This is a genomic window from Streptomyces silvisoli, from assembly GCF_029269905.1.
GTDB classification, from domain to species: domain Bacteria; phylum Actinomycetota; class Actinomycetes; order Streptomycetales; family Streptomycetaceae; genus Streptantibioticus_A; species Streptantibioticus_A silvisoli_A.
In genome coordinates, this window is record NZ_JARJBC010000032.1 from 1 (window position 1) to 12,567 (window position 12,567).

Below are 12,567 nucleotides of genomic sequence, written 5' to 3' on the forward strand. Positions count from 1 at the left end.
CCGAACGCCGCGCAGCCGCATCAGGCGTCATCGTCCGTTATCCTTCTGCACGCGTTTGTCCGCATTCTCAGCGAAGGCGCAGGTCACGATAGGACTACGAAACAGGTTCGAGTCCCGTCACTCACCCCACGAGGAGAGGCCCCTGACCTGCGGAAACGCGGGTCAGGGGCCTTTTCGTCGCCCGGCTTGGCCAAACGCGACCCGGATTTTCGATCTTCTGTCCAGTCCATGGCGACGATCAGGCACCGCATCCGGAAAGACCACTCGTGGACGCCCACGGCCAGCAGTGGCCCCACGGATGGGTCCCGGGGCAGGGCTTCGTCGAGCCCGAGCAAGATCCCGACGACGTGCCACTCATCGACTGGTCGCGCCGCTACGTGGAACGTCTCACCGGCATCGACCAGCGGACCCGGGACGACTACCTCCGCGAGGTGGACCGCCACCTCTCGCTGTTCGTGCACACCACACGGGCGGGGCAGGTAACGCCCGCCACCATCGGCAACATCACCGCGGACGACGTTCAGGACTGGATCCGACTCCAGGAAACCGGCGAGCAGAACCCTGAGACCGGCCAGTGGATCCGTCGCCCGGCCGCACCCAAGTCCATAGCCAACCGGCACGGGCTCCTGTGGTGCATCGTCCAGGCCGCGATCGAGGCCGATCCCCCGCTCAGGACCAAGAACTGCTGCGCCGGCACCCGGCTGCCCCGGGCCGACGACGAGATCGTCGAGGAGATGGTCTTCCTGGAGCAGGATGAGTACCCGCTCACCCGACGTCACATCACCCACGAGGACGCCCGAAACCTCGCCGACTGGCTCGTCGGAACAGGCATGCGCTGGGGCAAGGCAACCGCCCTCCAAGCGCAGGACCTCAGGCTCGGGAGCCCCATACCCACCGCCAAGCGTCCAGAGGGCGTGGAAGAGGACTCCCAGGGGCTCGCCATTGCGTCAACGCAGGGGATTTCGCCGGTGCGGGACTGTGAACTCACCGGCCCGTTTACCGGGTGGTCAGCGGACGAGCTCGGGAGAGGCAGGTGGCGAGGCTGTCGTAGACGCGTGCCATGGCGCCGTAGCTGAGGGTGGGCTCGGGGTTCCAGGCGCCGATCTGGTCGGCCCGTACGGCGGGGAGCGCCCGCCATACGCTGTTGCCGCGTAGCTGGCCCAGCTGCAGGCTGCTGGTGCGTGTGTCCAGCATGATGAGGTCGCAGGGGTAGCGGTCAGCCTCCTCCCAGGACAGCTTCTGCGCGAAGACGCTCTCGCCCTCAGGAGGGATGACGACGTTGAGGCCAAGATCCTGCAAGTCGCGGACAGTGGGCCATCCTTGCCGGGCAATTCTCAGGCCATCGGAGTCGACTGAGGCGAAGACGACCCTGAGGCCGCGCCGCCGCGCAATCGCCGTCTTCAGGTTGCTCCGGGACATCGCGAATTGGCCGCGTCCCTTCCCCGTGGGGACACCAGCACCCAGGGCGTGCGCGAGGTCGGCGTAGCGTCGTACAGCGTGCGGGATTCCGACGCCGTAGGCTTCGACAGACGCGACAGGGGCCAACTTCCGTACGATTCCCAGGAGGTTGGCTTCGATATGATGTGCACCAAACATCAACGGGTCGACGACGAGGTCGGGCGAGAGATTCCCGAGCATCTCAAGGTTGATCTGTCCCCAGGTACGGCCGAGAACTGTCACCCGGTGCAGATCGACTCCTCCGAGGACCGCGGCATCGGCGCCGCCACCTTGGGTCTGTAACGCCCCGTAGACGCCCGCGACCCGGACCCCGTAGTCCCACAGTGCCGCTGCGGCGGTGGAGTACGCGACGACCGTACGGGGGCGGCGTGGTGCCCCGACGGTGGCTCCAGAGTCATCGCGGAAGACCCAGCCTCGTGGTCCGTTGGGCCGCGGCGCGCTTCGTACTGAGCAACCCGCGGCGAGTGCGCCTGCCACTGTGGTGACACCGGTCAGAAAGCACCGCCTGCTCCACCGACTGCCAGCGCTACAAGGCGACACCCTCTATGGCTCCTCACCTGACGGTCCTGCTGGGACGATCCTGAACGCCCTTGCCAACTTTGGCCAGTGTTCACAGAGTTACTGCTGTGTCGTACGCGGTGGATCGGAACAAGCTCCCCGACGCGGATGGGATACCAGCGTCCAAGGGGACGGGCAGAGCCAGGGTGTGGCGGTTGGCCGTGGGTCTCGTCGCAGCCCTGCTGATGTTGGTTGCCTGTTCTGCTGCCAGCGTCATGTTGGGGGCCAAGCCTCTGCCCGCACACACGATGTGGGACGCGCTGTTTTCCTTCGACCGACGTGACTACGGCCAGCTGGTGGTGCGCACGCTCCGGCTACCCCGCACCGCCGTCGGACTGCTGAGTGGTACGGCGCTCGGCCTGGCCGGCGCGGTGATGCAGGGCATGGCCCGCAATCCGTTGGCCGATCCCGGGATCCTCGGAGTCAACTCGGGCGCGGCGCTGGGGGTGGCGACGGGGATCAACGTGTTCGGGATCACGGAGCTGACGGACTACGTGTGGTGCGGTCTGGTGGGGGCCGGTGTCGCCGCGACCGTGGTCTACGCCGTGGGCTCGCTGGGCAGTGGCGGAGCCGCGCCAACGAGACTGGTACTGGCCGGGGCTGCGACGAGCGCGGCACTGGCATCTCTCACCAATGCGGTACTTCTTCTGAACGTCAGCACCTTTGACCAGTTTCGACTGTGGCAGGTAGGTTCGTTGGCCGGGCGGGGCGGGTCAGTGGTCTGGCAGGGCGCTCCGTTCGTTGCAGTTGGCGCGTTGCTGGCGCTGTCCCTTGGGCGCTCGCTCAACTCCCTGGCGCTCGGGGACGATCTGGCCCGTTCGCTCGGGCAGAACACCACACGGTTGCGCGGCACGGCCGCGTTGGCGGTCGTCCTGCTGTGCGGCGCAGCGACTGCGATGGCCGGGCCGATCGGCTTCGTCGGCTTGGCCGTGCCCCACTCCGCCCGCCTGATCACCGGGCCCGACTATCGCTGGGTGCTGCCATATTCCATGGTTCTGGCGCCCGCGTTGCTGCTGTTGGCGGACATCACAGGGCGACTGGTGGTTCGACCGGGGGAATTGCCGGCGGGCATCGTCACAGCGGTATTGGGCGCCCCGGTTTTCATTGCGCTGGCACGCCGCCGAAGGACGGCGGTGCTGTGATGGGCGGTACGCGTCGTTCCGTGAGGCGCGGTCGAGTCGTGGTCTTGACGCTGGTCCTCGCCGCGCTCGTGACGACGTTGGCGCTGCTGTCACTTGGCGACCTCGCCGTGCCGCCGTCCGAAGTCATACGGGCGTTCTGCGGGCAGGCACAGTGGAAGAACCAGCTGTTCGTCATTGACGTCAGACTTCCCCGGGTCCTCGTCGGGCTGCTCGCCGGATCGGCATTCGGCTTGTCCGGCTCGATCTTCCAGGCGTTGGTGCACAATCCCCTGGCCAGTCCGGACATCATTGGAATCACCTCGGGGGCGGGCGCGGCTGCAGCGGCCTGCGTACTCGTCCTCGGTCTCAGCGGGGAAGCCGTCTCCGTCGGTGCTCTCGCTGGTGCGCTGGCCACCGCCATGGTGATCTACCTGATGTCCCGCCGCCGTGGCAGGGCTGACCATCGTCTGGTGCTGGTCGGCATTGGAGCCACCGCGCTGTTGTCAAGCCTGACCTCGTATCTGTTGACGAGGGCGAACGTCAACGACGCCCAGCAGGTACTGCTGTGGCTGACGGGCAGTCTCAGCGGCCGCACGTGGACCCAGGCCTCAACGCTGGCCTTGTTCCTGGTTCCCCTGGTGTCGGCAGCTATGGCGCTGGCCCGACCGCTGAGCGTGCTCGCTCTTGGGGATGATCTGGCTCGCGGACTTGGTGTGCGGGTCGAGCGCTGTCAGCTCGGGCTGCTCGTCACCGCCGTGGCTTTGGCGGCCGTGGCAACTTCGGCGGCCGGACCGGTGGCGTTCGTGGCCCTGGTCTCCGGTCCGGCCGCCCGCCGCCTGGTCCGTGGTGGGGGCGCCGCGCTGACCGCCTCCGCATTGATGGGGGCGCTCGTGATGACGGTCTCCGACTTCGCCGCGCAACACCTCTTCCTACCGGTCGAGTTGCCTGTGGGCATTGTGACGGGGGCGGTGGGCGGACCCTATCTGCTGGTGTTACTGATAACGGCCAAGCGCGGGCACTCGGCCGTGGGCGGCTGGTGACCACCGTACGTCGCCGATGCCGTCGATCTCGCTGGTGAGTGCGATGCCGGTGCGTTCCATGACCGTTCGGGACACGATGCCTATGGCCTTCGCGAAGCTGGCGGCGCTTGCCCCTGAGTCGGCGACGAGCGTGTAGTGCTGCGACGAGATCCGGACACCACGGGCGACGGGCGCACGCAAGGTGAAACCGGCCGCACGAATCGTCCAGCTGGCACTGACCCTTGTCGAGCGGTCAGGGAAGGTGCTTACAGGGGCGCCGAGTCGGCGCAGAGCGGCCAGTTGCCCGGTGGGGACCTCCGGGCTGAGGAAGACGCTGCCTACCGTGCGACGGTCGACGCCTGAGTCCTCAAGCACCATCCCCTTGCTCCGTCGTATGGTGAGCACCGCTTCTGCCACCTCCTTGAGCGGCACTCTGCTGCCCAGCGGCACGTCTAGTACGTCGGCGACGCTGCGATAGGTGATCGGCGCGCTCAAGTCGGACCGGTGCAGGGCGAGGACGAGAACGAGCAGGGTCCAGCGCGATGACCCCTTGAACATGCTGGTGCGGTGGCCGAGTTGGCAGTCGGCAGCGTCCAGTGTGACCCTCCGGCCCAGTTTCCAGTCCCATGCGACCACGCGTACGAGGATGTCGCCGATTTCCTGTCCGTACGCCCCGACGTTCTGCACGGGCGTCGCCCCCGCTGTTCCGGGAACGCCGGCAAGCATTTCCAGGCCGGACAGTCCCTCTGCGAGGCATGTATCCACCAGGTCTCGCAAGGGTTGCCCCGCCTGGACCTCCACCAGGACCCGGCCGTTGTCCGCGGGTCCGAGAAGTTTGATCCCACGGGTGGTGACACGCAGCACGGGGCGAGTGCATCCCGAGTCGCTGACCAGCACATTGCTGCCGTGGCCAAGGCATACCGGCGTGGTGCTGCCATGTCGGCCCGCCCATTCGACGATGTCGGGGAAGTCGGCGAGGTTCGACAACTCGATGAGGGCTGCGGCTGGACCGCCCAGCCGCAGCGTGGTCAGCGGTGCGAGTGGGACGCAGTGGCTGACGTGCACATTCGGTCCTTCCTTGGCCTCTTGCCCGGATCACGTGCAGGAGGCAAGTGGTCGAGCTTCCTTCAGCAGTAGGGTGATGCGCTGACTCATTTGACGGGCCACTAGTGTGTCGCAGTCGGCAAAGCGGTACTGAAGGGCAGCCAGCCGGGCCCGGGCACGCTGTGAGGTGACCTGTTCGTAGAGCCCAAGGGCCTCTGCGGCTGCTGCGGCGGCCTCGTCGATCGCACCACGTGCCAGCCGGGCTTCGGCCAGTGAGGTCCAGTGCAGCAGACGGTTTCGCGGTTGGGTGTTACCGAACAGCTCGATGCCGCATATGAGTTGGCGTTCAGCTTGGTCGATCCTGCCGAGGTCCAACAACGCTCGGCCCGCGTCGGCGACCAGCACGGCGGGAGTGATCCAGTAACTCCAGGACGGGCCGTCCGCCGCGCCACCCGACTCCATCAGCTGTTCTCCCTCGCCCAGCGCGGCCAGGCATCCCTCAACATCACCCAGGACCGCGTAGGCCCTTGCCTGACGGCTCGCCAGCAATGCCTGGCCACGGCTGGCGGCGGTTCCCTCGACGCCTTTACGTGCGATCTGCGCCAGCCGTAACGCCTCCCGGCCCTGCCCAACCCAGGTGGAGTGGTAGCTCAGGCACGAGATGACATGGGCCGCCAACGCACGGTCTCCAGACGTCCGCGCCGAACGCAGCGCACCCAGAAGGTAGCGTCGGCCGTGGTCGTGCCTGCCGATGTCCGCTGCTATCCAGCCGGCGAGTTGGGCGAGTTGGGCGATCGCTTGGTGCAACCGCCTTCCCATCTCACGGTCGTAACTGCCGTCCGCGGCCAGCTTCCGGGCCCAACGAAGTTCCTGCACCGCCCAGTCCAGCACCACCCGCCCGCTCTGCTCGTCGTCCAACTGGCGCAATTGAGTGGTGCGGGCGTCAAGGACCGTCAGGATCTGCGGTGTGATCTCCTCCCCCCGTAACTGCCCGTCCAGCGGCGGATCGTCGCCGACAAGCCAGTCGACCGCAGCGTTGACCATCTCCTGCGCGCTGGGCGGCACAAGCTCCGTGACCGACGAACTTTGTGTTGAGGGAGAAAACTTTTCCGGCTTCTCGTGGCCGAATTTGTCCGGCCACAGGTCGCGGACGGAAATCGGCTCACCAAGCCTTTGGGAGAGAATTTCGGCCACTACCTGCGGGAGGCCGTGTCGTGGCAGTGAGCCCTTCAGCCAGTTGTATGGGGCCTTGATGCTGATCGTGTTCTCGCCGCATGTCTTGTTTACCTCGCGGGCCAGTCGGTCCGGAGACCAGGAAAGGCGCTCCAGACAGCTGGCAAGCGTTGACGCGCCGCTCATCGTGGCCGGACCCTGTGGCTTGATGAGTGCGCACCCAGAGGGCTACGCCGTCTGCGCTCACACAGAGCTGACACCTCGCTGGGCACAGATTCCCTCCAGTAATCGCGAACGATGTACTGGCAACATATCGGGAACCCGAAGGGCAGCGGCAACTGTTAAGCCGCAGGCCGGCAGCAAGTCGCATTACGTGAGGCTGGAGACAGCCAAGAGATGACCGAAAACATCTCTACATCATGCGCATATTTGACTCCCTTCTTCGGGTGCGCGTTTACCAGCGCCAGGTGATGCCGAGCGGGGCACGCCATGCCGCCGAACCGTGAACACAGGCCAGTAGAGGAGGATTCCAGCACCTAGCACGCCGACTGCGAAGACGAAGGGCGTACCGAACGAACCAGTCACTTTCGCCAGCCAGCCAGTGAGCACCACTCCGCCCGCGGTCGCCACGGCGTTGGCCACGTTCATCAGCCCACTGGCCGTGCCAACCGAACCCGTCGGCGCCAGCAACCCCGGGAGACTCCAGGCCACCGGCGCGGCCACCGCCAGCCCGGACAGGGAAAGCGTCATCCACCCCATCGCGGCGAGTGTTGATTCCGCCGTTCCCGCGAAGCCGACGGACGCACCCACCGCCAGCCCTCCGAAGAGCACCGCTCGCCGTACCTTCATCGGGTCGCGCCCGGCACTCACCAAGCGGTCTACCAGCCAGCCTCCAAGGGTGAACTCGGCGAGGGCGGCCGCGATCCACGGTGCGGTGGAGTAGAGCCCGGAGTCCACTACGCGGGCACCGAACTGCCGTTGGAAGAACTGCGGCATCCAGGTCAGCAACACGTTGATGGTGTAGCCGTAGCAGGCGAACCCCAAGGTCATCGCCCACAGCCGTCGAGAGCGCAGCACAGTGCGCACAGCTGCGGTGCCCGCTCGGTCGTGGCCACGAGCGCCTCGCGCGGTCAGGTCTGCGCGCCCCGCGTTGTCGAGTCCGGGGTGCTCGGCTGGGTCCCAGTAGCAGCGCCACCAGACGACGGCGAACAGCAGACTCGTCACTCCCGTGAAGAGGAATCCAGCCCGCCAACCCCACTTGCCGATCACCAGCGCCAACACCGGCAGCCCTATGACGTTGGACAGCTTCGTTGCCCCGTCGAACAGCGCGGTGGCTCGTCCACGTTCAGCGGTGGGGAACCAGCTCGCGGTCGCCTTTGAGGCGCTCAGCATGAACGGCCCCTCGGCCACGCCGAGCAACAACCGGGTCGCGATGATCAGGCCGAGTCCGCCAGCCGTCGCCGTCAGAAGACTCGCCAGCCCCCACAGCACCACGGCGACTCCATTGAGCCACCTGACGCCGATCCGATCCACCAGTACCCCGGCCGGGAGTTGAGCCAGGCAGTAGGACCAGGAGAACGCCCCTAGGACCCAGCCGAGTTGGCTCACGTCCATGCCGAATTCATCACTCAGCTGCGATCCCGCGACCGAGATGACGGTGCGGTCCGCGAAGTTGACGAGGAGCCCACCGGCAATGAGAGTACCGATGCCCCAACGGACGCGATCGACGGTCAACACGGGTTCGCGTTCACCTGCCGCCGGAGGCACACAGAATAATGTTGGCGCGAAACAGTTCCCGTGGGATCTCCTGCCGGATCTGCCGCACCCCGATCAATCCCAGGTACGCGCCACCCGTGCCGACGGCATGCAGGGACTGCCACTCCCCCGCCCATACCGCGGTCGAGTCCATCCACCCAGAGGTCTGGACGGTTCCGTCAGCGAACTCGATTTCCTCTCGATAGTACGACAGGACGTGGCCGTCGTGAGCTCGCTCGTACACTTTCCAGCCACTACCGGTAATGGTGCCGACGACTCTTCCGGACGCATCGGTGATTTTGTCCGAATGAGAGTTGCGGTCGCCGACCGTCGGCCTGGCGGAAGACGCGGCGGAGTGGATGCGGATGTCGGCATTCTCCGCGAGATGTGTCTGTATGAAGCACTCTCCGCCGCGCGCGGCCGGAGCAGTCTTCGGAGCCAGGCCGTCCAGTGCGGCGAGACACTGGGGGCACATGGCCGGGGTGCTGGGCACCGGTAATGCGGAGTCGGTTCCGTTCATGCTCTCTCTCCTCGGCTTATGGGGGAATTCTCGCAAATGCGCGACACGGCCGTCCTTCAGGCCCCCTCTTCGCTGGCGTCCTGTGGCGTTCGCCAGCCGTTGGATGGTTCGGCCAGCACACGCTGGCCCGGCCCGACGTCCTTCAGTACGAGAGCGTGCGCACCCAACATCGCGTCATCTCCGATGACAAGCGGGCCGAGCACCGTGGCATTGGCACCGAGCGTGACACGGTCACCGACGACGGGGTGGCGACGCTCGCCGCTGCGGCGCTGGTTGTCTCGCCACCAGCCCACCGCGCCCAAAGTCACCTGCTGGTAGATGGTGACGTCGTCGCCCAGGACGGCCGTCTCCCCGATCACGACACCGGTGCCGTGATCGATGAACAACCTCCTGCCGACGCGAGCCCCTGGATGGATTTCGACCCCGGTGAGGACCCGGGCGACATTGGTCAGCACACGGGCGCTGATGCGATGCCGCTTCCGATAGAGGCGGTGAGCCACCCGGTGCATCCAGACCGCGGGAAGCGCGGAGTGGAACATGGCCTCGGCATGGGTGGTGATCGACGGATCCCGGGCGAGGATCGTGTCCACGTCTTCCCATATCTGGTGCCGTAAAGCGAGCCGGGATTCACCGCGCGTCCGCTTGTCCGCGAGGCGCCGGATGTTCGTCTGGCCCGGGATCTGCGTCTGCTTCGGCATGGATCAGTGCCCCCGGTGCTCCGCTTTGGCCCAATCCTCACGGGAACCGGCATCCGCGAACAAGGTCACCACGACGTCGTCGGGAGCGTAGGATTTGGCCGCTTCGTACGCGGTAAGCCAGTTGGCCGCACTGGAGGCGCCGATTCGCGTGCCGGTCCGCCTCAAGAACTCCGACATCCCCGCCACTGCCTCGGCATAAGAAACGTGGGCGCTGCGCAGATCCGGGACCAGAGTGTCCACGAACGGCTGGCGAAGTCCGTTTCCCAGCCCTCCCGCACCGGCGAACTTGTGGAGCCCGTTGGGTGGGAGCTGTGTTCCGTAGGGCAGTTCTGCGGGGGTTACTCCGATGACGGAGATGTCCGGGAACCGGGAGCGCAGTGCGCGGGAGACTCCGGTGAGCGTACCTCCGCTACCGACGGCAGCAACCCAGCACGCGGGGCGCTCGCCGTCGAGCTGCCCGATGATCTCGCGGCCGGTGACGAACTCGTGAGCGGCGATGTTGGCCGCGTTGCGGTGCTGGGACATCAGCGTCCAGTCTGGTTCCCGTTCGGCTATCTCCTCGCTCTTGCGGATGATGCCGAGCAGGAATTCATCGGGGTCGCCCAGATCGACCTCGGCATCCTCCGCGTGCAGCTCCTCCAGGAGACTGGACGGTACGGAGCCGGGCACCACGACGCGCACGCGTACGCCCATCAGCTTGCCGAGTTTCGACAGGGCGCGGGCCATGTTGCCGCCAGAAGCGTCGAGAAGTTTCAACGTCCCCGGGCTGCCCTCCCAGTTGTTCACGGCGTGGCAGACGAGTGAGTAGGCCGTGCGATCCTTCACCGAACCGAAGGGGTTGGTGAACTCGTATTTCGCGAGAATCCTCGCACCCCCGGAAGGGCCGGGAACCTCCACCAGCGGTGTCCCTCCTAATTTGGCACGGAACGCACGAAGCCCCGGGTACGTGCTGAGGGCCGCAGTCTCGTCCACGGCAGTGGCCAGCGGCGCCGGTACCGAGAGGTCAATTGTTGACTGCTTTGCTTCCTGCATGACCACGATCCCTTCAAAGTACAGGTTCAATCCGATGTCGGCCGTAATACCTCGGCTGTCTCTCGCAGATACTCAACCAGTGCTTTGCGGGCGTCAACTGTTCGAGAAACGGGGGTAGCTGGCAGTTATGCCGGGCCACGTGCGGCTGTTGGCCCCCTTCAGGCTGCAGAGCCTGTCAATTGTCCTGCGGGACCGCGTGTACCGAGCAACCAGATGGCGGATACTCCGCTTACCAGACCGACCACAGCCGCCAGGAGGAATGCGGCGTCCAGGCCATTCGCGTACGCGAGACGCGAGGCGGTAGTGCCCGTGCCGGGAACGTACTGGTGAAAGACCGTGCCCAGTACGGCGATTCCCAGGGACAGGCCCAGCTGGCGCGCGCTGTTCGCAGCCGCAGCGGCGACGCCGCTGTGGGATGGCGGCGCGGAGGACATGGCGATCGCCGGAAGGACGGGTGAGACGATTCCAGCGCCAACGCCTGTGATGACGAGCCCTGGAAGCAGGGTTGGCCAGGAAGAGCCGGGGCCCACCGTCAGTAGAGCCAGATTGCCAATGCCGACGATCACGGATCCGCCGCCGAGCGTGAATCGTGCCGGTAGTCGGTGCAGAGCGCTGCCAACCAGGGCGGAAGTAGCGAAGAAGGCGAGTGGCTGAACGGTGATGACGAGCGAGGTGGCGAACGAGCTCAGCTGAACACTGTTCTGCAGCCATATCGAGAGAACCGGCAGGAAGCCGTAGGCGGCCAGGTAGTAGCCGCAGGATGCGATCAACATGCCGTCAAAGGCGCGCTTGCGAAACAGTTCAAGCGGGATCATCGGCTGTTCCACTGCCCGTTCCGCAAGAACGAACATGATCAGAAGCAGCACGCCGACAATGAAGCCGATCAGAGCGGGAACGTCTCCCCAGCCCTTCTCGCCACCGCGGATGAAGCCGAACGTGATGCCGACCGCGGCCAGCGTGAAGGTGACGATTCCCCATCCGTCCACCTTGCTTGGCGTACTGGAATCGCCGACCAACACCTTCGCGGACAGCACGGTGGTCGCGGCGCAGATCGGCACTGCACCGTAGAAAATCCATTGCCAGGACAGGAGTTGCGTGAGCATTCCGCCCGCCACATTGCCGATTCCGGCGGCGGCACCCGCCACGGAACCCCAGATCGCGAAGGCGCGGGCACGGTCACGTCCGCTGTACGAGAGACCGATCAAGGGCAGCAGCGTCGCGAACATCGCCGCCCCCGCTATGCCTTGTGTCGCACGGGCGGCGATGAGCACCTCGACGTTCCGGGCCAGCCCGCACAGCAGTGTGGCGACCGTGAACACCATCAGCCCGAGGACGTACAGACGCTTCCGCCCGAAATTGTCCCCGAGTGAACCCATGCCGAGCAGGAGGCCCGCCAGCGCCAGGGTGTAGACGTCGACGACCCATTGCAGCGCGCCGAAACCCGCGTGCAGGTCGTCGGCGATGCGCGGTAACGCCACCGTCACGATCGTGGCGTAAACGAGCAGCATGAACGTGCCCAGGCAAGTTGCCACGAGTGGCAGCCACTTGCCTTTCGGAGACGTCGGTGGCGCGGAGTCCCGTCCCGTAGCGGTGACTCCCGAGGTTCCCGGGCGCCAGTTGGCGAGTGGTGAATTCATGACCCCACTCTGATGTAATCCTCTTATGCACTTGAACCCTTACGGGGAGGATCCCGTCCGCTTTGTGATTGAGCTCACAAACACGCCGCCGATCAGCGCGGATGAGCTGGCCAGACGCTGTGCCGAGGCAGGGATGGTGGTGGACCGCACGGTGACCGACGCGGACCTGGCAGAGGCCCTGGACTTCATCAGCCGCTGGACCGAGGTCGTGGACGCCACCACAGACGAGCACCGGGCGGCGCTGCTCAACGTCCTGCTCGCGGACGCCTCCGCGCACCCCCGGCTGACCGACCACGCCGAGGGCGGATGGCATATCCACTACCGTGATGACGATCTGGGCCTGGCCGGCGTCCTGCGCGCCGTGGCCAGCGTCGGCACCGCGCTGCATTTGAGCGGACGGGGCATGCACCGCCTGGGACGGTGCGCCCTCGTAGAGTGCGGGAGCGCATACGCGGACTTCAGTCGGGCTGGTAGACAGCGGTACTGCTCCCACACCTGCGCGAACCGCGACGCCGTCCGCCGCCATCGTGCCAGGCGGGCCTGCTGACCACA

At 66.2% G+C, this 12,567-nt stretch carries 13 protein-coding genes; 5 read left to right on the forward strand and 8 right to left on the reverse strand.

Features of this window, described 5'->3' with window-relative positions; genetic code table 11:
- Positions 1-266: 266 nt before the first annotated feature.
- Entirely contained in the window at positions 267-1,076 is an 810-nt protein-coding gene (locus tag P3G67_RS32905; protein WP_276096770.1) for a hypothetical protein, read from the forward strand.
- Here the strand turns inward: P3G67_RS32905 and P3G67_RS32910 are convergent.
- On the reverse strand, positions 997-1,299 hold the full coding sequence (locus tag P3G67_RS32910) for a hypothetical protein (protein ID WP_276096771.1): 303 nt from the start codon (positions 1,297-1,299) through the stop codon (positions 997-999). The genes P3G67_RS32905 and P3G67_RS32910 overlap by 80 nt on opposite strands.
- Before the next feature lie 168 nt (positions 1,300-1,467).
- Here P3G67_RS32910 and P3G67_RS32915 point away from each other — a divergent pair, with 168 nt between their 5' ends.
- The 3 genes from P3G67_RS32915 to P3G67_RS32925 all read left to right on the forward strand — a co-directional run bounded on the left by P3G67_RS32915 (position 1,468) and on the right by P3G67_RS32925 (position 4,177).
- Positions 1,468-1,740: a hypothetical protein gene (locus P3G67_RS32915; RefSeq protein WP_276096772.1), complete on the forward strand. Its 273-nt coding sequence runs from the start codon at positions 1,468-1,470 to the stop codon at positions 1,738-1,740.
- Positions 1,741-2,177: 437 nt separating this feature from the next.
- Positions 2,178-3,158 (forward strand): FecCD family ABC transporter permease, encoded by a 981-nt coding sequence (locus tag P3G67_RS32920; protein ID WP_313881777.1) that lies wholly within the window; start codon positions 2,178-2,180, stop codon positions 3,156-3,158.
- Between the two features lie 20 nt (positions 3,159-3,178).
- Positions 3,179-4,177, forward strand: coding sequence for a FecCD family ABC transporter permease (locus P3G67_RS32925; protein ID WP_276096773.1), 999 nt, complete (start codon positions 3,179-3,181; stop codon positions 4,175-4,177).
- Here the strand turns inward: P3G67_RS32925 and P3G67_RS32930 are convergent.
- From P3G67_RS32930 to P3G67_RS32960, 7 genes are all read right to left on the reverse strand, one after another.
- Positions 4,130-5,221 (reverse strand): UDP-N-acetylmuramate dehydrogenase, encoded by a 1,092-nt coding sequence (locus P3G67_RS32930; RefSeq protein ID WP_276096774.1) that lies wholly within the window; start codon positions 5,219-5,221, stop codon positions 4,130-4,132. The two genes, P3G67_RS32925 and P3G67_RS32930, sit on opposite strands and share 48 nt — an antisense overlap.
- A 30-nt stretch (positions 5,222-5,251) precedes the next feature.
- Entirely contained in the window at positions 5,252-6,559 is a 1,308-nt protein-coding gene (locus tag P3G67_RS32935; RefSeq protein WP_276096775.1) for a hypothetical protein, read from the reverse strand.
- Positions 6,560-6,790: 231 nt separating this feature from the next.
- A complete protein-coding gene (locus P3G67_RS32940) occupies positions 6,791-8,110 on the reverse strand; it encodes an MFS transporter (protein WP_276096776.1) in 1,320 nt (439 codons plus the stop codon).
- 10 nt (positions 8,111-8,120) lie between these two features.
- On the reverse strand, positions 8,121-8,648 hold the full coding sequence (locus P3G67_RS32945) for an allene oxide cyclase barrel-like domain-containing protein (protein ID WP_276096777.1): 528 nt from the start codon (positions 8,646-8,648) through the stop codon (positions 8,121-8,123).
- A 56-nt stretch (positions 8,649-8,704) separates the two neighbouring features.
- The gene (epsC, locus tag P3G67_RS32950; protein ID WP_276096778.1) at positions 8,705-9,346 is read right to left on the reverse strand and encodes a serine O-acetyltransferase EpsC; all 642 of its coding nucleotides are present in this window, start codon (positions 9,344-9,346) and stop codon (positions 8,705-8,707) included.
- 3 nt (positions 9,347-9,349) lie between these two features.
- Complete coding sequence (locus tag P3G67_RS32955) at positions 9,350-10,378, reverse strand: PLP-dependent cysteine synthase family protein (protein WP_276096810.1); 1,029 nt, start codon at positions 10,376-10,378, stop codon at positions 9,350-9,352.
- A 158-nt stretch (positions 10,379-10,536) separates the two neighbouring features.
- Positions 10,537-12,015 carry an MFS transporter gene (locus tag P3G67_RS32960; protein ID WP_276096779.1) on the reverse strand — a complete coding sequence of 493 codons (1,479 nt, stop codon included), beginning with the start codon at positions 12,013-12,015 and terminating at the stop codon, positions 10,537-10,539.
- Positions 12,016-12,040: 25 nt separating this feature from the next.
- Between P3G67_RS32960 and P3G67_RS32965 the strand changes: the two genes are divergently transcribed.
- Positions 12,041-12,562, forward strand: a complete 522-nt coding sequence (locus tag P3G67_RS32965) for a CGNR zinc finger domain-containing protein (RefSeq protein ID WP_276096780.1) — start codon at positions 12,041-12,043, stop codon at positions 12,560-12,562.
- Positions 12,563-12,567: the final 5 nt, after the last annotated feature.